The sequence below is a fragment of the Lacrimispora sphenoides JCM 1415 genome (assembly GCF_900105615.1).
GTDB classification, from domain to species: Bacteria; Bacillota; Clostridia; order Lachnospirales; family Lachnospiraceae; genus Lacrimispora; species Lacrimispora sphenoides.
Genome location: NZ_LT630003.1, coordinates 1,116,407 through 1,134,571 on the forward strand (window position 1 = coordinate 1,116,407; position 18,165 = coordinate 1,134,571).

The 18,165-nt window shown below is 45.2% G+C and carries 16 protein-coding genes; 14 read left to right on the forward strand and 2 right to left on the reverse strand.

Annotated features, from left to right (window positions below):
• Nucleotides 1-183 precede the first annotated feature (183 nt).
• From BMX69_RS05005 to BMX69_RS05050, 9 genes are all read left to right on the forward strand, one after another.
• Nucleotides 184-687, forward strand: a complete 504-nt coding sequence (locus BMX69_RS05005) for a MarR family winged helix-turn-helix transcriptional regulator (RefSeq protein ID WP_100041729.1) — start codon at nt 184-186, stop codon at nt 685-687.
• Nucleotides 688-691: 4 nt separating this feature from the next.
• A complete protein-coding gene (locus tag BMX69_RS05010) occupies nt 692-2,431 on the forward strand; it encodes an ABC transporter ATP-binding protein (protein WP_100041730.1) in 1,740 nt (579 codons plus the stop codon).
• Entirely contained in the window at nt 2,431-4,302 is a 1,872-nt protein-coding gene (locus BMX69_RS05015) for an ABC transporter ATP-binding protein (protein WP_100041731.1), read from the forward strand. The genes BMX69_RS05010 and BMX69_RS05015 overlap by 1 nt, the downstream gene beginning before the upstream one ends.
• 529 nt (nt 4,303-4,831) lie before the next feature.
• The gene (rsxC, locus tag BMX69_RS05025) at nt 4,832-6,154 is read left to right on the forward strand and encodes an electron transport complex subunit RsxC (RefSeq protein WP_054789577.1); all 1,323 of its coding nucleotides are present in this window, start codon (nt 4,832-4,834) and stop codon (nt 6,152-6,154) included.
• 11 nt (nt 6,155-6,165) lie between these two features.
• On the forward strand, nt 6,166-7,089 hold the full coding sequence (locus BMX69_RS05030) for an RnfABCDGE type electron transport complex subunit D (protein WP_100041732.1): 924 nt from the start codon (nt 6,166-6,168) through the stop codon (nt 7,087-7,089).
• Between the two features lies 1 nt (nt 7,090).
• Nucleotides 7,091-7,702 (forward strand): RnfABCDGE type electron transport complex subunit G, encoded by a 612-nt coding sequence (locus tag BMX69_RS05035; RefSeq protein ID WP_054789578.1) that lies wholly within the window; start codon nt 7,091-7,093, stop codon nt 7,700-7,702.
• Nucleotides 7,703-7,713: 11 nt separating this feature from the next.
• Entirely contained in the window at nt 7,714-8,508 is a 795-nt protein-coding gene (gene rsxE, locus BMX69_RS05040) for an electron transport complex subunit RsxE (protein ID WP_054789579.1), read from the forward strand.
• A 12-nt stretch (nt 8,509-8,520) separates the two neighbouring features.
• A complete protein-coding gene (rsxA, locus tag BMX69_RS05045; RefSeq protein ID WP_025232597.1) occupies nt 8,521-9,099 on the forward strand; it encodes an electron transport complex subunit RsxA in 579 nt (192 codons plus the stop codon).
• A gap of 15 nt (nt 9,100-9,114) precedes the next feature.
• Nucleotides 9,115-9,903: an RnfABCDGE type electron transport complex subunit B gene (locus tag BMX69_RS05050; protein ID WP_054789580.1), complete on the forward strand. Its 789-nt coding sequence runs from the start codon at nt 9,115-9,117 to the stop codon at nt 9,901-9,903.
• Between the two features lie 63 nt (nt 9,904-9,966).
• On the opposite strand, the gene uxaC is transcribed toward BMX69_RS05050, so the two are convergent.
• Together uxaC and BMX69_RS05060 are read right to left on the reverse strand one after the other, a co-directional pair.
• Complete coding sequence (gene uxaC, locus BMX69_RS05055) at nt 9,967-11,370, reverse strand: glucuronate isomerase (protein ID WP_100041733.1); 1,404 nt, start codon at nt 11,368-11,370, stop codon at nt 9,967-9,969.
• 29 nt (nt 11,371-11,399) lie between these two features.
• Nucleotides 11,400-12,401, reverse strand: coding sequence for a LacI family DNA-binding transcriptional regulator (locus tag BMX69_RS05060; protein ID WP_100041734.1), 1,002 nt, complete (start codon nt 12,399-12,401; stop codon nt 11,400-11,402).
• Nucleotides 12,402-12,616: 215 nt separating this feature from the next.
• Here BMX69_RS05060 and BMX69_RS05065 point away from each other — a divergent pair, with 215 nt between their 5' ends.
• From BMX69_RS05065 to BMX69_RS05085, 5 genes are all read left to right on the forward strand, one after another.
• A complete protein-coding gene (locus BMX69_RS05065) occupies nt 12,617-13,378 on the forward strand; it encodes an IclR family transcriptional regulator (protein ID WP_025232601.1) in 762 nt (253 codons plus the stop codon).
• Between the two features lie 110 nt (nt 13,379-13,488).
• On the forward strand, nt 13,489-14,139 hold the full coding sequence (locus BMX69_RS05070; protein ID WP_100043773.1) for a bifunctional 2-keto-4-hydroxyglutarate aldolase/2-keto-3-deoxy-6-phosphogluconate aldolase: 651 nt from the start codon (nt 13,489-13,491) through the stop codon (nt 14,137-14,139).
• A 49-nt stretch (nt 14,140-14,188) separates the two neighbouring features.
• A complete protein-coding gene (locus BMX69_RS05075) occupies nt 14,189-15,220 on the forward strand; it encodes a sugar kinase (RefSeq protein ID WP_025232603.1) in 1,032 nt (343 codons plus the stop codon).
• 73 nt (nt 15,221-15,293) lie between these two features.
• Complete coding sequence (locus BMX69_RS05080; protein WP_054789581.1) at nt 15,294-16,319, forward strand: sugar kinase; 1,026 nt, start codon at nt 15,294-15,296, stop codon at nt 16,317-16,319.
• A 364-nt stretch (nt 16,320-16,683) separates the two neighbouring features.
• The gene (locus BMX69_RS05085; RefSeq protein WP_054789582.1) at nt 16,684-18,000 is read left to right on the forward strand and encodes an ABC transporter substrate-binding protein; all 1,317 of its coding nucleotides are present in this window, start codon (nt 16,684-16,686) and stop codon (nt 17,998-18,000) included.
• Nucleotides 18,001-18,165: the final 165 nt, after the last annotated feature.

Genomic DNA, 18,165 nt, shown 5'->3' on the forward strand with positions numbered 1-18,165 from the left:
GGCAGTGTGGGCACAAAAGTTTTTTGGACATGGAATGGAAGTTTAAAAATAGGTTATGATATTAAGAAAATTCACAAAATTTTCAAAGTTTTCCGGGTTGCAAACCGGAAAAAATGGTGATATACTGCTACATAGTTAATTAGCTAATTATTAGGAAGCTAACAGAAAGGGGAATATTTGCAAATGAAACCAATGTGCCCGTTCCGGGATAAGGGACTGAAGGGAGATTTTTCACCGGCCCACGGCGTGATGGTAAGATATATGAGGATTATGAAGCTGCACCGGTATATTTTGGATGAACGTCTGAAGGAGACAGGGGTATACCGCAGCCAGCATCAGATTCTTATGATGCTGGCTGATCATTCCAATGTATCCCAGAAGGAGATTGCAGAACGCCTTTATGTGTCCACTGCCACCATAGCGGTATCGGTAAAGAAGCTGGAAAAAGGTGGGTATATCACCCGGGCGGTGGATCAGGAGGATAACCGGATGAATAAGCTTTGTCTGACGGAGAAGGGAAAACACACGGTAAAGCATAGCCGGGAATTTTTTCACAATGTAGAAGAACGGATGTTCCGTGACTTTTCTGCGGAAGAAATGGCTGCTATGGGGCAATTCCTGGACCGCGTATATGATAATTTATCTCATCTTCCCTTGGAAAAGGACACAACAGAAAGAGAGGATTAATAACTTGAAACGATATTGGAAATATATCAGGCCGTATCTGGGAGCCTTTATACTGGCGCCCCTTTTAATGTTAACGGAAGTATTTGGTGAGATCATGCTTCCCAGGCTGACGTCCTTGATCATTAACAACGGAGTTGCCACAAGAGATGTAGAATACATTTTAAAAATGGGAGGCAGAATGGTTGGAATCGCTGTTGTAATGGCAGCGGGAGGAATCGGAGCATCCTATTTTTCCTCCAAAGCATCTATTTGCTTCAGCACAGATTTGAGAAAGGATGTATTTCATAAAGTTCAGCAGTTTTCCTTTAAGAATATTGATGATTTCAGCACAGGGTCATTGGTCACCAGGCTGACAAATGATATCCAGCAGATTCAGAATGTGGTCATGATGAGCCTGCGTCTGCTGTTTAGGGCTCCTGGACTGCTGATCGGCGGCCTTATTATGGCCTATCTCATGAACCGCCAGCTGATGGTGATACTTCTGGTGGTGATTCCTTTGCTGATCTTTGGTATCTTTTTGATTTTAAAGGCGGCATTTCCGCGCTTTGAGGTAATGCAGAAGAAGATCGACCGCTTAAACTCCGGTGTGCAGGAGGCTTTGACCAATGTGCGCGTCATAAAATCCTTTGTCAGGGAAGATTTTGAGGAAAAGAAATTTCAGGCAACTAACCGGGATCTAAAGGAAGGCAGCCTTGATGCCATGAAGATTGTTATAATCAGTATGCCGGTGATGATGCTTGCCATGAATGTCACGACCCTTGCAGTGGTCTGGTATGGGGGCAATCTCATTATCGCAGGTAAGATGCCTATCGGTGATCTAACAGCGTTTACCACTTACATCGTACAGATCCTCATGTCCCTGATGCTGTTATCCATGGTATTTTTACAGGCTTCAAGGGCCATGGCGTCCTTAAGGCGTGTCAGAGAGGTTTTGGATACAGAGATCTATTTGACAGATGAACATGCTTCTGAACTATCAGCCCAGGTTACAAGCGGTAAGGTGGAATTTCGTAATGTTTCCTTCCAGTATGTAAAGGGAATGGATGAAATGGTCTTAAAACACATTAATTTTACTGCAGAGCCTGGAGAAACCATTGGAATCATTGGTTCTACTGGAAGCGGAAAGACTTCACTCGTGCAGATGATCCCCCGTCTTTATGATGCGGATGAAGGACAAGTTCTGGTGGATGGTATTGATGTAAGGGATTATTCCATCAGGAACCTTCGGGAAGGTGTCGGAATGGTTTTACAGAAGAATGTCCTTTTTTCAGGAACCATTGAAGAAAATCTCCGCTGGGGTGATGAGAATGCCACCATGGAAGAAATCATCCTCATGGCGGAAAGTGCTCAGGCCGATGGCTTTGTTTCTAATTTTAAGGATGGATATGACACGGATTTGGGCCAGGGTGGTTCCAATGTATCCGGCGGTCAGAAGCAAAGACTTTGCATTGCCAGGGCTCTTTTAAAGAAGCCGAAAATACTGATTTTAGATGACAGCACCTCTGCTGTGGACACGGCAACCGAAGCCCGTATCCGCCAATGCTTCCAGACGACCCTGAAAGATACTACCAAATTCATCATTGCCCAGCGGATCGGATCCGTGGAAGGCTCGGATAAGATCATTGTGCTTGATGACGGTCAGATCGTAGGTATGGGATCCCATGAAGAACTGATGGAGTCCTGTGAGGCTTATCAGGAAATTTACTATTCCCAGAGAGATTTGGATAAGGAGGCAGGTGCATAATGGATGAGCAAAAGAAAATAAAAAGCTTAAAAAGGCGTTATAGCCGGTCTTCCCAGCCAGTCAAGAACCATGGGCCCATGGGCGGGAATGGAGGCGGCCGGCAGATCAAGGGCCGCCTACCGAAAAATGCCAAGGAAACCATCCGGCGCCTTATGTCTTATTTAAATGAATATAAGCTTTACATGGGAGCGGCGTTTGTCTGTGTCATTGTCGGTACGCTTGCGACGTTAGCCGGTTCTTATATGTTAAGGCCAATTATAAATCAATATATTGCACCTCCCGGAGGCGGGATGGGGAGTGTGTCAGGCCTTGCAAAAGGCATTGCGGCAATGGCTGCCGTTTTTCTCATCGGTGTTATTGCTAACTATGCCCAATCCAGAATCATGCTGACGGTTGCGCAAAATGCCCTCCAAAAGATCAGGGATGATTTATTCAGCAAAATTCAGACACTGCCGGTACGGTTTTATGACACCAATAATACCGGTGATCTGATGAGCCGGTTCAGCAATGATGTGGATACCATCGGACAGATGCTGAGCAGCACCCTGGTCCAGCTTTTTACCGGAGTCTTAAGCATTATAGGTACCCTGGCGCTTATGATATATACAAATATCTGGCTGACTCTGGTGACCATAATCATGATTCCAGTTATGATGAGGGTAGGCGGCTTTGTGGCGTCAAGAAGCCAGAAGTTTTTCTCCGCTCAGCAAAGCTCCCTTGGCGCTGTAAACGGATATATAGAAGAAATGATCAGCGGCCAGAAGGTTGTAAAGGTGTTCTGCCATGAAGACGTGGCAGAAGAAGAATTCGAAATCCTCAATGAGGATCTAAGGAACAACATGATCCACGCACAGTTTTTCGGTGGCGTGATGATGCCGGTCATGGGAAATTTAAGCCAGCTGAACTATATTCTGACTGCATGCATCGGAGGACTTCTCTGTGTGCTCCGAGGCTTTGACGTGGGCGGACTGACCGTATTCTTAAGCTTTTCCAGGCAATTCGGCCGTCCGATCAACGAGATGTCCATGCAGGTGACCAATGTATTCTCCGCCATTGCAGGAGCAGAACGGGTATTTGCTGTTATGGATGAGGAGCCGGAGCCTGCAGATGACGAAGATGCGGCAGAGCTTGATCCGATGAACGGATATGTGGAATTAGACCATGTGACCTTTGGCTATGACCCGGACAAAGTGATTTTAAAGGATCTAAGTCTTTATGCAAAGCCTGGGCAAAAGATCGCCTTTGTGGGTTCTACCGGAGCAGGAAAAACCACGATCACAAATCTTCTGAACCGTTTCTACGATATTCAGGGCGGTGAAATTACCATTGACGGAGTGGATATCCGTCACATTAAACGGAAAAACCTGCGCCATAATATTGCCATGGTCCTTCAGGATACCCATTTGTTTACTGGAACCGTTATGGAAAACATCCGTTACGGAAGGCTTGATGCGACGGATGAAGGGGTGATCCAGGCGGCAAAGACTGCCTCCGCTTATTCCTTTATCATGAGACTGCCTGCCGGCTTTGATACGCTGCTGGAAGGTGACGGGGCCAACTTAAGCCAGGGGGAGAGACAGCTTTTAAACATCGCCAGGGCAGCGATTTCAAAGACACCGGTTCTGATTCTTGATGAAGCGACCAGCTCCGTGGATACCAGAACGGAAAAGCATATTGAACGGGGCATGGACCGCCTCATGGCGAACCGTACTACGTTTGTGATTGCCCACCGCCTGTCTACGGTGCGCAATGCCAATGCCATTATGGTTTTGGAAAACGGTGAGATTATTGAGCGGGGAGATCATGAGGATTTACTGAAACAAAAAGGCAGGTATTATCAGCTCTATACCGGGGCAGTGGAACTGGATTAAACAAAAACCCCGGTCTGCATACCTTAAGGGGAGCATTGGAAAAAACGGCAGTCACGGAGCCATTCGTGATTTCGTTATCACAATGCTTCCTTTTATTTATTAAAATTTCTAATAAATAAAAGGGGAGAACCATGATATTACTTCATAGAACCAGGAGAAGGGTCTTTTTATATATAAAAAAATTAACAAAAATATAACAAAAATTTAACGAGGAATAGTGTACAGAATTAAAAATACTGTTGAAAAATGGCTGATAATCTGGAATTTTAAAAAAAATGAAGAAATAAATGTATTTTTACAAAAACATACCAGAGCTGCTTATAATAAAGTTGTTATTTATTTAACAAAAATTGAAGTCAGGGACCAGCTTACGTTCCTGCAAATAAGGCAAATTGTATATAAAACACAGTATACAATATGTATTTATGCATTGTTTCGGTTACTAAATTATGATATACTGTTTCAGGTGGCAAAATGTTGAAATTTTGCTAGGAGAGATAAAGAATTGTAGAGAAAGAGGGTTAGTTAAATGGGTCTGGCTACATTTAAAGGCGGCATTCATCCTTATGAAGGAAAAGAATTGTCGGAAAATAAACCTGTACAAGTGCTGCAGCCAAAAGGCGAGATGGTGTTCCCCTTATCCCAGCATATCGGTGCGCCGGCGAAGCCTTTGGTGGCGGCAGGTGATCAGGTGCTGGTTGGACAGAAGATCGGAGAGCCGGGAGGCTTTATTTCTGCATGCGTGATCAGCTCTGTTTCAGGAACGGTAAAAACCATTGAACCAAGAATGGTTGCAAACGGCTCTATGGTTCCGTCTGTTATCATTGAAAACGACGGAAAGTATCAGGCGGTGGAAGGATTTGGCAAAGAGCGGGATCCAAAGACCTTATCAAAGGAAGAGATCAGGAATCTTGTAAAAGAAGCAGGAGTTGTAGGTCTTGGCGGCGCCGGATTTCCCACTCATGTGAAGCTGACGCCAAAGGATGAATCAAAGATCGATACGATCATTGTCAACGGTGCGGAGTGCGAGCCGTACTTAACTTCTGATTACCGGATGATGTTAGAAGAGCCGGAGAGCATCATAAAAGGGCTTAACATAATCCTTCAGCTGTTTGACAATGCAAAGGGCGTGATCGGCATTGAGAGCAACAAACCGGAAGCGATCAAGCTCATGACAGAGCTTGTAAAGGATGAACCAAGGATTACTGTCTGTCCTTTACAGACCAAATATCCCCAGGGCGGTGAGCGTACTCTGATCTATGCCGTAACAGGAAGAAAGATCAATTCCACCATGCTTCCGGCAGATGCAGGATGTATGGTAGACAATGTGGATACGGTGATTTCTATTTATAATGCGGTCGCAAAGGGCATTCCTTTGATCCGCCGTATCATTACGGTGACCGGTGATGCGATAGCAAATCCACAGAACTATAATGTTCGGACCGGGACCAGCTACACCGAGCTTATCGAGGCTTCCGGCGGTTTTAAGACGGAACCGGAAAAGGTGATTTCCGGAGGTCCTATGATGGGGCAGGCTATGTTTAACTTTGATATTCCTGTCACAAAGACCTCCTCTGCCCTTACCTGTCTGACAATAGACGAGGTGGCAGGTAATGCGCCTTCTGCCTGCATCCGCTGCGGAAGATGCGTTAAGGTATGTCCGGGCAATATTGTTCCGCAGATGATCATGGATGCGGCGGAACGGTCTGACCTGGAGCGGTTTGTAAAATTAAACGGCATGGAATGCTGCGAATGCGGCTGCTGTGCATATATTTGTCCGGCCAGAAGACCTCTTACCCAGGCATTTAAAGAAATGCGCAAAGAAGTTGCGGCAAGCAGAAAGAAAGCGTAGGAGGAGGAAGCATGAGTAAATTGTTAAACGTATCATCATCACCTCATGTCAGGGATCAGGTTACAACACAGAATATTATGCTGGATGTTGCCATTGCCATGATTCCTGCGTCTGCGTATGGTGTATATCAGTTCGGGGTGAAAGCAGCGCTGATTTTGCTGATCAGTGTGTTATCCTGTGTTCTTAGTGAATATGTATTTGAATCCCTTATGGGAAAACCCATTACCGTGAGCGATGGAAGTGCCCTGGTGACCGGAATGATCCTGGGCCTTAACATGCCTCCGGCCATTCCTTTATGGATTCCGTTTCTGGGAGGTGTATTTGCCATTATCGTGGTAAAGCAGCTCTACGGCGGCCTGGGACAGAACTTTATGAACCCGGCCCTGGCGGCAAGATGTTTCCTGCTTATTTCTTTTGCAGGCAAGATGACTGACTTTACATATCGTGACGCAGTTTCAGGCGCTACTCCCCTTGCTGCATTAAAGGCGGGAGAAGCAGTTGATCTAACATCCATGTTTATCGGGAAAATTTCAGGAACCATTGGTGAGGTATCTGTGATTGCCCTGCTTTTGGGTGCAGCTTACCTTTTGTTCAGAAAAGTGATTTCCATAAAGATCCCGGCAGCTTATCTGATCACTTTTGCAGCATTTGTATTTATTTTCGGCCAGCATGATCTCATGTTCGTGCTGACTCATTTATGCGGCGGCGGTCTTATCTTTGGTGCATTCTTCATGGCTACCGATTATGTGACCAGCCCCATCACTCCAAAGGGACAGATCCTTTTCGGCGTTCTTTTAGGCGTGCTGACCGGATTATTCCGTCTTTTCGGCGGTTCTGCGGAAGGCGTTTCCTATGCCATCATCATCGGCAACATTCTGGTGCCTCTGATTGAGAAGATCTCTATTCCGGTAGCATTTGGAAAGGAGGGAAAGTAAGATGAAAAACGGCGGATACATGAAGGACGCATTGATTTTATTTGTGATCACTCTGATTTCCGGCTTTTTGCTGGGCGGCGCTTATCAGATTACAAAGGATCCCATTGATAAGGCAACTGAGGCTGCCAATCTGGCGGCATATAAGAAGGTATTTCCGGAGGCGGCTGATTTTACATCGGATGAAAAGATGGAAACGGCTGTGGAAGCCTGCAATACAGAACTGCTTTCCCAGAATTTTGGAAAAGTCGGTGTGGACAATGCGTTTCAGGCAGTGGATGGAAGCGGGAGTGTCCTGGGTTATGTAATTACTGCTCATTCCGATGACAGTTACAGCGGAGTCGTAGAGATTTCCGTTGGTATCAAAGAAGATGGAACCATTAACGGCATTGAATTCCTGGCAATCAGCGATACCCCGGGTCTTGGCCTAAAGGCAAAGGAACCGGCATTTAAGGGGCAGTATGCAGGAAAGAACAAGGAATCCCTTACTGTTACGAAATCCGGCAATGCCGGTGATGGAGAGATCAATGCCATCAGCGGTGCAACCATTACATCAAGCGCAGTAACCAATGCAGTCAATGCCGCATTGTATTACGTGCACAATATTGACCGTTAGGAGGTGGGAAGATGAACAAGAAATGTATGGAACGTTTATTTAACGGTATTGTAAAAGAAAACCCAACCTTCATCCTGATGCTTGGCATGTGCCCGACTCTGGCTGTTACCACGTCAGCGGTGAACGGTGTGGGCATGGGGCTTTCCACGACCGTGGTACTGCTATTTTCCAATATGCTTATTTCTGCCCTTCGTAATATCATTCCGGACCGGGTGAGGATTCCGGCTTATATCGTTGTCGTAGCGACTCTGGTTACGATTGTGCAGCTCCTTTTACAGGCCTATGTACCAAGCCTTTATTCTGCGCTTGGAATTTATATTCCTCTTATTGTTGTAAACTGTATTATTTTAGGCCGTGCAGAATCCTATGCCTCCAAGAATGGTGTTATGGAATCTACCTTTGATGGAATCGGTATGGGACTTGGCTTTACCATCGCTCTTACCTGCATCGGACTTGTCCGTGAGCTGTTAGGTTCCGGAGCTATATTTGGATTTACCTTTATTCCGGAGGATTTTCATATCTCCATTTTCGTCCTCGCTCCGGGCGCGTTCTTTGTGCTGTCTGTTTTAACGGCGCTTCAGAATAAGTTTAAGGCACCTTCCGCTACCAACGGTTCTGTTCCTCCGTCTAAGTTAGCTTGCGGCGGCAACTGCGCTTCCTGTTCCGGTTCCTCCTGCATGTCAAATCATGAGGTCCTTCAGGCCAAGAAGAAGCAGATGGAAGAGGAAGCACTGGCAGCAAAGAAGGCACAGGCAGCCAAAAAAGAAGCGGAAGCCAAAACCGCAGCTTCCAGGAAAGATGAATAGGAGGATGGATAGATGAAAGAATTATTATTGATAGCCATTGGCTCCGCATTGGTCAACAACGTAGTGCTCAGCCAGTTCCTTGGCCTATGTCCATTCCTTGGAGTTTCCAAAAATGTGAAGACCTCTGCCGGTATGGGCGCAGCCGTTATTTTCGTAATTACCATTGCAGCATTTGCAACCAGTGTCATTTATAAAGGTATTTTAGTGGGGCTTCATCTGGAATTCTTACAGACCATTGTATTTATCCTGGTTATTGCAGCTCTGGTGCAGTTTGTAGAAATGTTTTTAAAGAAATCCATGCCCGCTCTTTATGAGGCTCTGGGTGTGTATCTTCCTTTGATCACAACCAACTGTGCGGTTCTGGGCGTGGCTCTGACCAACGTGCAGAAGGGATATAACATTCTGGAAAGTGTTATCAACGGTGTCGGTATTTCCGTAGGCTTTACCATTGCCATTGTTATGCTGGCAGGTGTTCGCGAGAGAATCGAAAACAATGATGTTCCCTATTCCTTTAAGGGTTCTCCTATTGTCCTGATTACCTCCGGCCTGATGGCAATCGCATTTTTCGGATTTTCCGGATTAATTAAATAAGGAGGAGACGAAAGAATGGTAACAGGTATAATATTTGCGGCAGCCGTTGTGGGCATCATCGGAATTTTGATCGGTGTGTTCCTGGGAATTGCCAGCGAAAAGTTTAAAGTAGAAGTTGATGAAAAAGAGATTCTTGTCCGGAACGAGCTTCCAGGTAACAACTGCGGGGGCTGCGGATATGCAGGCTGTGATGCTCTGGCTAAAGCCATTGCACTGGGCCAGGCGGATGTTTCTGCCTGTCCGGTAGGCGGCGCAGCAGTAGCCGAAAAGATCGGCGAAATCATGGGAGTTGCGGCCGGTTCTACGGATAAGAAGGTTGCATTTGTAAAATGTAAAGGAACCTGCGATAAGACAAAGGTTCAGTATAACTATTACGGAATTGATGACTGCCGGATGGCGTCGGTGGTTCCCGGCTCCGGTGAAAAGGCCTGCGTCTATGGCTGTATGGGATACGGCTCTTGTGTAAAAGCCTGTGAATTTGATGCCATCCATGTGGTTGACGGAATCGCAGTAGTGGATAAGGAGAAGTGCGTTGCCTGCGGCAAATGTGTTTCTGCCTGTCCTAACAATCTGATTGACCTGGTTCCATACAAGTCAAAGCATCTGGTTCAGTGTAATTCCCATGACAGAGGCAAAGATGTAAAGGCTAAATGTGAAGTTGGCTGTATTGGTTGTATGCTGTGTACAAAGCAGTGTGAATTTGATGCCATTCATATGGATAACAATGTTGCAATCATCGATTATGAGAAATGCACCAATTGCGGGAAATGCGCTGCAAAATGTCCGGTGAAGATAATTCAGTAAAATAAAAAAGGGAGTTCGATCTTTTTTTGAAAGGATCGAACCCCTTTTTTCATTGAAATATAATTATATTTCGAAATTAAAATACTTTATCGCATTGTTAAAGGAAATTCCCTCAATGATTTCCTTCAGGGAATCCTGGTCATCCGGATACTCTCCGTTGTCTACCCAGCCGCCGACCAGCTCGCAGAGGATTCTGCGGAAGTATTCGTGTCTGGTGTAAGATAAGAAGCTTCTGGAATCAGTAAGCATTCCGATGAAGTTTCCAAGGCAGCCTAAGTTAGCCAGAGATATCATCTGCTCGGTCATACCGGTCTTGTGATCGTTAAACCACCATGCAGAACCCTGCTGGATCTTTCCTGGGAATTTGCTCTGGAAACAGCCAAGGATTGTGCCGATGGAGGCGTTATCATTCGGATTTAAGGAGTAGATGATGGTTTTTGGAATCTCATCGGTTGCACTTAATGCATTTAAGAAATCAGCCATCTGTGCGGAAGGAGCGTAGTTGTTGATGCAGTCGAAACCGGTGTCTGGACCCAGATTTTCAAATGCCATGGCATTGTTGTCACGCTTACAGCCGTAATGAAGCTGCATCACCCAGCCCATGCGGTTGTATTCCTTTGCTGCGAACAGCATGAAGGCAGTCTTATATTTTAATTCATCTTCTTTAGAGATAGCTTTGCCGGAAAGTCCGTTTGCAAAGATCGTATCAAGCTCGGCCTCATCAGCAGGAGCATACATAACATATTCAAGCGCATGGTCGGATACGCCGCAGCCCTGGTTGGTGAAATACTCCATACGGATCTTTAAAGCGGTCTTTAGGGAAGCGAAATCCTTGATTTCCACGCCGCTGACAGCGGATAATTTTGCCATATAGGCGGCAAAATCCGGTTTTTCGATGTTCATGGCCTTGTCAGGTCTCCAGGCAGGAAGTACCTTTCCTTCAAAGGTTTTATCATCTGCAATTTTCTGATGCCATTCCAGAGTATCGGCAGGATCGTCGGTGGTACAGATCAGCTTGACATTTGACTGCCTGATGATGTTGCGGACGCTCATGGAATCCTCCTGAAGCTTTTGATTGCACAGATTCCATACTTCTTCCGCTGTATTGCCGTTTAAGTGGCCGGTATAGCCGAAATATCTCTGAAGCTCTAAGTGGCTCCAGTGGTAGAGCGGATTGCCGATCAGCTTCGGAAGGATCTCTGCCCACTTCTGGAATTTTTCACGGTCGGAAGCATCTCCTGTAATATATTTTTCATCCACGCCGCAGGAACGCATCTGACGCCATTTGTAATGATCGCCGCCTAACCATACCTGGGTAATGGTGTCAAACTTGCGGTCTTCATAGATTTCCTGGGGGTTGATATGGCAGTGATAGTCTACGATAGGCATGTTTTCTGCATATGTGTGATAAAGCGATTTTGCTGAATCGGTTGACAGTAAAAAGTCCTTGTCCATAAACTGTTTCATGATAGAGAGTCCTCCTTCAATATGTGAAATTAAAAATTAGTAGTACCTCGTTTTATCAGCTCCGGGGTGATGGTAGTTTTTCCCGGCACGTTTCCCTCTTCCAGAACCTTCATTAAAGTATTCACAGTGGTGGTGCAAATGGCTTCCACCTTATTGTCTACGGAAGTTATTTCCGGAGTTGTGCATCTGGAAAGAATGGAATTGTTGTATCCGATGATGCTTAAATCCTTAGGGATCGTAAGCCCAGCCTTGTCTGCATATTTTACTGCTCCAACAGCCAGAATATCCTCGGAAGCCAGTACTGCGTCGAAATAGACTCCGGAACGGGAAATCATATCCAGGCGCTCCATGGCAGCATCTAAGTCCTTGCTGCAGAGTACCATAAGCTCGTCCCGGATCATAAAACCGGCATCTCTTACCGCATCCCGGTAGCCGGAAAGCTTGTGTAAATTGCTGAAGGAGTTTCCGGAATAAAGATAAAGCACCGAGGAACGGCCGGAGCGGTAAAGCCGTAAAGCAGCATCGTAAACTGCGGCGTGGTCGTCACAGACCGTGCTGTAGATCTGCTCCCCTTCCAGCTGTCCGTTGACCAGCATAATGGGCAGATCCTTTGCTGCTTCCAGAAGATAGGCATTGTCCTTTGCCTTTGCTTCTATATAATGGGAACCGGTAAGGATGATGGCATCCACCCGTTTGGAACGCAAAAGCTCCAGATACTTCTTCTTGGTTTCAGGAAGATAGCCTGTGCAACAGAGAATGGAATCATATCCGTTGCCCCGTAATTCCTTTTCCAGATAATAGATGGCTTCCGCCAGCCATGGGTCGGAAGAATCGGCGCACATGATTCCAATGGTCTTCATCGTATTTAGCCCCAGGCTTCTGGCGAATACATTGGGGGTGTAACCCAGCTCTTCCATGACGGCGAGAACCCGCTTCCTGGTTTTCTCGCTGACATTGGGATTTCCGTTGATAACGCGGGAAACGGTGGCAATCGATACGTGAGCATGTTCGGAAACATCATAGATATTCAAAAACATCACCTCCGTAATTGTAAGTATTTACATACCCGGTTCATTATACATAATTATGATAAATATTACAATCCCTGATTTATTGTTTTCGTAAATAAACCAACAAAACCCCTATCATTTTGTAAATACTTACAAATGTTTCGTATATGCGAAAATCATCTTGCTTTTTTCTGGTTTTCCGGAGTATACTAGGACATAGAAATGGAGGCCAAACCATGAAACTAAACAGAACGACACAAAGAACCGTTGAGATCTTAAAGCTGATCTCCAGAACACCGGAGGGAGCGACTCTGGACGATCTATGTGAAAAGCTGGATCTGCCCAAGACCAGCGCCTACGATATTGTGACAACTCTTGCCGAGATGGGCATGGTGAATGTAGCAAGGGGACAAAAGCAGAATTATACCATAGGCTTAATGGCCTACCGCATCGGGATTAATTATACCAATAATCTGGATTTTATCGGAATCATTGAGCCGGTGCTCAAGGCATTTTCCAAGGAAGTGGGAAAAACGGTCTTTTTTGGGATTCCGTCGGATCATCATGTGGTATACATATGTAAGTTCGAACCGGAAAACCCTATTATAACCACAGCCACCGTTGGTTCTAAAAATCCCATGTACTGTACCTCTCTTGGAAAAGTGATTCTCGCCTACAGCGATGAGGAAGCCAGAGAGCAGATGATCAACCGGCTGAAATTTACACAGTACACCGAGAGAACCATCAGAAACAAAGGGCAGCTTCTGGAAGAGCTGAAGCAGGTAAGGGAAAGAGGCTATGCATTTGATGCCAGGGAGATGGAGGAGCATATGCAGTGTGTGGGAGCCCCGGTTTTTGACCGGGATGGCAATGTGCTGGGAGCCATCAGCGTATCCAGTCTTTATAAGCCTTCGAATGATTATGAGGCATTGGGAAAGCTGGTTTCAGAAAAGAGCATGGAGGTTTCCCGTTTGTTAGGCTTTCTTGGAAAAATATAAGGAATACCTGTTGACAAAATGGATGGAAACGATTAATATTTCAAGTATAGGAATCGTAAATATGAAATTAATTCGTATATACGAAATTGAAGAAGGAGAGTATAAGGATGATGAAAAAAGAACAGGTTTTATCAAAGATGAAAAAAGACTGTCTTGTAGCTGTTGTTCGTGCAAAAGACTTTGAGCAGGGCGAGAAGGTAGTAGACGCCATCATTGCAGGCGGCATCAATTTTATTGAAATCACAATGACCATGGATGAAGGAAATCCAATTGAATTCATCGCAAAAATGTCTGAAAAATATAGCAAAAATGAAGATGTTGTTATTGGGGCAGGTACAGTTCTTGACCCGGAAACAGCAAGAGCAGCAATCCTTGCAGGTGCTAATTATGTTGTAAGCCCTGGCTTAAATGTAGAGACCATCAAGCTTTGCAACCGTTACAGAGTTCCTATGCTTCCAGGCGTTATGACACCTACCGAAGCAATTACCGCATTGGAGTGCGGCTGTGACGTTATTAAGATATTCCCAGGCAACATCATGGGACCGGATGCGATCAGCTCCTTTAAAGGACCTCTTCCTCAGGGTGACTTCATGCCATCCGGCGGCGTTGACGTTGACAACGTTGATAAGTGGATCAAGGCAGGAGCCTATGCCGTTGGTACCGGCAGCAGCTTGACAAAGGGTGCTAAGACAGGTGATTTTGCAGCAGTAACAGCGAAGGCAAAAGAATTTGTTGAGGCAGTAACAGCAGCCCGCAAATAAAAAAACTAATTATAAAAAATAATAATAGAATTTTAGGAGAGTATACAAAATGGCAAAACTTGTGACCATGGGCGAGATCATGTTAAGATTATCTACCCCCAATAATGAGAAATTTATTCAGGCAGATGAGTTTGATGTAAACTATGGCGGCGGAGAAGCTAACGTAGCTGTTTCCTTAGCAAACTATGGACATGACGTTGAATTCGTAACAGCAGTTCCGAAGAACCCCATCGGTGAGTGTGCGGTAGCTGCTTTAAGAAAATACAACGTAGGAACAAAGCACATTGCAAAATGCGGCGAAAGACTTGGTATCTACTTTTTAGAGACAGGTTCAGCCATGAGAGCATCTGCAGTTGTATATGACAGAGCACATTCCTCCATCGCTACAGCAACTGCAGCAAATTTTAACTTTGACGAGATTTTTAAGGATGCAGACTGGTTCCATTTCACAGGAATCACACCGGCAGTAAGCGATGAAGCGGCAGAACTGACTGAGGCAGCTTTAAAGGCAGCTAAGGCTCATGGCGTAACCGTTTCCGTAGACTTAAACTTCCGTAAGAAATTATGGTCTTCTGAGAAGGCTCAGAAAGTTATGACAAACCTGATGCAGTACGTTGATGTGTGCATCGGTAACGAAGAGGATGCAGAAAAGGTACTTGGCTTTAAGCCAGGCAACACCGATGTAACTTCCGGCGAACTGGAATTACAGGGTTATGTAGACATCTTCAATCAGATGATCGATAAGTTTAACTTCAAATATGTGATCAGCTCCCTGCGTGAAAGCTACTCAGCTTCCGATAACGGCTGGTCTGCATGCATCATGGATGGCGCAACCCGTGAGTTCTACCACTCCAAGAAATACCGCGTTACCCCTATCGTTGACCGTGTAGGCGGCGGCGATTCCTTCGCAGCTGGCGTAATCTGCGGCCTGGCTGACGGTAAGGACTTTAAGGGCGCTTTAGAGTTTGGTGTTGCAGCATCTGCATTAAAGCACACCATTCCTGGAGACTTTAACCTGGTAACCAGAGAAGACGTAGATACTCTGGCTGGCGGTGACGGTTCAGGACGTGTTCAGAGATAATCGATAAGAAATAGAGAAGGGGAGTCACCTGGCAATGACTCCCCTTTTATAAAACTATGGAGGAAGGTTCAAGATGAGTGACAGACCTTTTGATTTACTGAGCCTTGGAGAATTGTTATTGCGCTTGTCTCCAGAAGGTGTGGAACGGCTTGTACGGGGAGATTCCTTTCAAAAACAGGTGGGCGGGGCAGAACTTAATGTTGCCGTAGGAGCGGCTCTTTTAGGGCTTCATACCGGTGTGGTTACCCAGCTTCCGTTTAATGATATAGGAAATTTCGTAAAGAGCAAAGTCCGTTCCTATGGAATCAGTGATGACTATTTTGTTTACGATAACAGCTCGAATGCAAGACTTGGGCTTTATTATTATGAATACGGAGCATATCCAAGAAAACCCAAGGTCATTTACGACAGAAAGAACAGTTCTTTTGTCCAGATCAGCACCTCTTCGTTCCCTGAGGAGATGTATACGGCAACTACCTGTTTCCACACCACAGGAATCACCCTGGCTTTGTGTGAAAATACCAGGAAGACAGCCATTGATATGATCAAAAAGTTCAAGAAGACAGGAACCATCATTTCCTTTGATGTGAATTTCCGCGGCAATCTCTGGACAGGAGAGGAAGCCAGAGCATGCATTGAAGAGATTCTTCCCTATGTGGATATTTTCTTCTGCTCAGAAGAAACGGCCAGACTGACCTTTAAGAAGGAAGGGACCGTTAAGGAAATGATGAAGAGCTTTACGGAGGAATATCCCATTTCCGTTGTGGCTTCCACCCAAAGGATCGTGCACAGCCCCAAGAGCCATACCTTTGGCTCCGTGATTTACGATGCTTCCAGAAAAGAATATTACGAGGAAGACCCATACCACAACATTGATGTTGTTGACCGGATCGGAAGCGGAGATGCTTATATTGCAGGTGCTCTTTATGGACTTTTAAGCAGCGGAGGGGACTGCATGAAGGCAGTCCAGTACGGCAATGCAACCGCAGCTTTAAAGAATACCATACCAGGAGATCTTCCTACTTCAGATTTAGGTGAGGTCAATACCGTTATAAAAGACCATAATGACAAGGGACCTCAGAGCGAGATGAGCAGATAAAATAAAGGTAATATCGGCAAATGAGGCAGGATTTCCAGGAATCCTGCCTCATTTTCATATTCAGTCCTGTGATTGACAAATTACAGAAGCAGGGCATTAATCCAACTTTTCAATTTAAACCTTTAAATAAATAAAATGACTAGTAAAAAATGAATTAGATAAAATATAATTAAAATATTGACAAATAAATAAAAAGATTATATATTAAAGTTGTACATTATAGTGTATATTTTTTTATAGATTTAATTTAAACGATTAAATAGATTAAATATGGCTGATAGATATTAATACCAATCGGCCAAAATTTGAAAAAATTATTTAATCGTTTAAATAAAAAATAAAATAATTTATTGGAGGGTTTATTATGGGAAGTAAGAAATTACTGGCATTGCTTCTGTCAACAGCTGTGGCATGTGGTTCATTAGCCGGCTGCGGCGCCAAGGGAACAGAAAAGCCGGAAGGGACTGTGGCCGGAAGTACTGAGTCAAAGGCAGGGGAAAGCAGTAAGACAGATTCAGCCGAAGCAGGAAAGAAGGTAACCATTGCAGTCTGGAATGAGCCGAGTAAAGACGAAGCACTTAATATGTATTTACAGGCTGAAAAAGCAACAGGTATTGACGTGGAAGTGACTGTAATCCCGGAAAGTGATTATTCCTCTAAATTGAACCAGATGGTTTCAACCGGGAATGATTCCGTTGACATCTATGTGATCTGGGAAAATGACATCGCTAACTTTGCCCAGGTAGGAGGAATTATTCCGCTTGATGATTATCTGGCCAAATCCACAATTAAAACAGATGATTTTATTGATGCGGTAGCAAAGCTGTCTGAGGGCCTGGGCGGTACCTATGGTTTGCCGTGGTGTGCGGCTACGGAAATTCTGTACTACAACGAGGATATGTTTGATGCAGCAGGCATTGCCTACCCGACGAATGACTGGTCTTATGCAGATTATAAGGCAGCGGCAGAGAAGCTTACCAAAAAGGCAGCCGACGGCACGACTGAGGTATATGGAAGCGCTCTTCCCAACACCCAGACCTGGTGGGCAGGGATCGGCGGTGCAGGAGATCAGGTTTTTGACCCGGCCAAGGGTCAGATGGTGATCGGCGACGGTGCGGTTTCTTTTGTCTCCGATGTGGTACAGATGGCCAAAAACGGCATCATGCCGGAACCTTCTTCCGATACTGCAGATCTTTTTGCAGCCGGAAAAGCGGCTATGAGCTGGCAGGGAAGCTGGAATATCGGAACTTATGGCAGCGGTCTTGCCTTTAACTGGGATATAGCCTCAATACCTACCGACAAACTGAAATATAACACGTTACATACCGGTTTTTACAGCATTAACGCAAAGAGCAAGAATCAGGATTCCGCGTTTAAGGTAATTGAATATCTGATGGGTGAGGAAGGGCAGGCCATTAACTCTAAGGCAAGCGGCAATCCTTCTGCAATCAAATCCATAGCAGAAAAAGGAGACTGGAAGGTGGAGAGCGTAACGACTATAGAAAACTGGGAGGCCATAACAGACTCCTTGAAAGCCGGTATATTTGGATATACATGCTTGCCATCCGGTGTAACCAACAATGCAATCAGTGAATTTAACTCAGCGGTATTAGGACAGAAAACTCCGGAAGATGCGGTTAAGAATGCTTCCCAGTATGCAAAGGAGACGATTGGCTATTAAGCTTTCATAGGGCCAGATGAAATAATTAAGCCAGGTACAGGAGCGGCCGCAGAACAGACGGAAAGCGGAAGGGAAGCGGCCGCAAGGAGAAATCATTTGTGCCTCTAAGTGAAAGGATCGTGAATGCTATGAAAAATGAGAAAAGGAAGCCGAAAATCAAGAAGA

Excerpts from the sequence above, each read along its gene's own strand:
- BMX69_RS05005 (WP_100041729.1), top strand. The coding sequence starts at position 184 with ATGAAACCAATGTGCCCGTTCCGGGATAAGGGACTGAAGGGAGATTTT.
- BMX69_RS05015 (WP_100041731.1), top strand. The coding sequence starts at position 2,431 with ATGGATGAGCAAAAGAAAATAAAAAGCTTAAAAAGGCGTTATAGCCGG.
- rsxC (WP_054789577.1), top strand. The coding sequence starts at position 4,832 with ATGGGTCTGGCTACATTTAAAGGCGGCATTCATCCTTATGAAGGAAAA.
- BMX69_RS05030 (WP_100041732.1), top strand. The coding sequence starts at position 6,166 with ATGAGTAAATTGTTAAACGTATCATCATCACCTCATGTCAGGGATCAG.
- BMX69_RS05035 (WP_054789578.1), top strand. The coding sequence starts at position 7,091 with ATGAAAAACGGCGGATACATGAAGGACGCATTGATTTTATTTGTGATC.
- rsxE (WP_054789579.1), top strand. The coding sequence starts at position 7,714 with ATGAACAAGAAATGTATGGAACGTTTATTTAACGGTATTGTAAAAGAA.
- rsxA (WP_025232597.1), top strand. The coding sequence starts at position 8,521 with ATGAAAGAATTATTATTGATAGCCATTGGCTCCGCATTGGTCAACAAC.
- BMX69_RS05050 (WP_054789580.1), top strand. The coding sequence starts at position 9,115 with ATGGTAACAGGTATAATATTTGCGGCAGCCGTTGTGGGCATCATCGGA.
- uxaC (WP_100041733.1), bottom strand. The coding sequence starts at position 11,370 with ATGAAACAGTTTATGGACAAGGACTTTTTACTGTCAACCGATTCAGCA.
- BMX69_RS05065 (WP_025232601.1), top strand. The coding sequence starts at position 12,617 with ATGAAACTAAACAGAACGACACAAAGAACCGTTGAGATCTTAAAGCTG.
- BMX69_RS05070 (WP_100043773.1), top strand. The coding sequence starts at position 13,489 with ATGAAAAAAGAACAGGTTTTATCAAAGATGAAAAAAGACTGTCTTGTA.
- BMX69_RS05075 (WP_025232603.1), top strand. The coding sequence starts at position 14,189 with ATGGCAAAACTTGTGACCATGGGCGAGATCATGTTAAGATTATCTACC.
- BMX69_RS05080 (WP_054789581.1), top strand. The coding sequence starts at position 15,294 with ATGAGTGACAGACCTTTTGATTTACTGAGCCTTGGAGAATTGTTATTG.
- BMX69_RS05085 (WP_054789582.1), top strand. The coding sequence starts at position 16,684 with ATGGGAAGTAAGAAATTACTGGCATTGCTTCTGTCAACAGCTGTGGCA.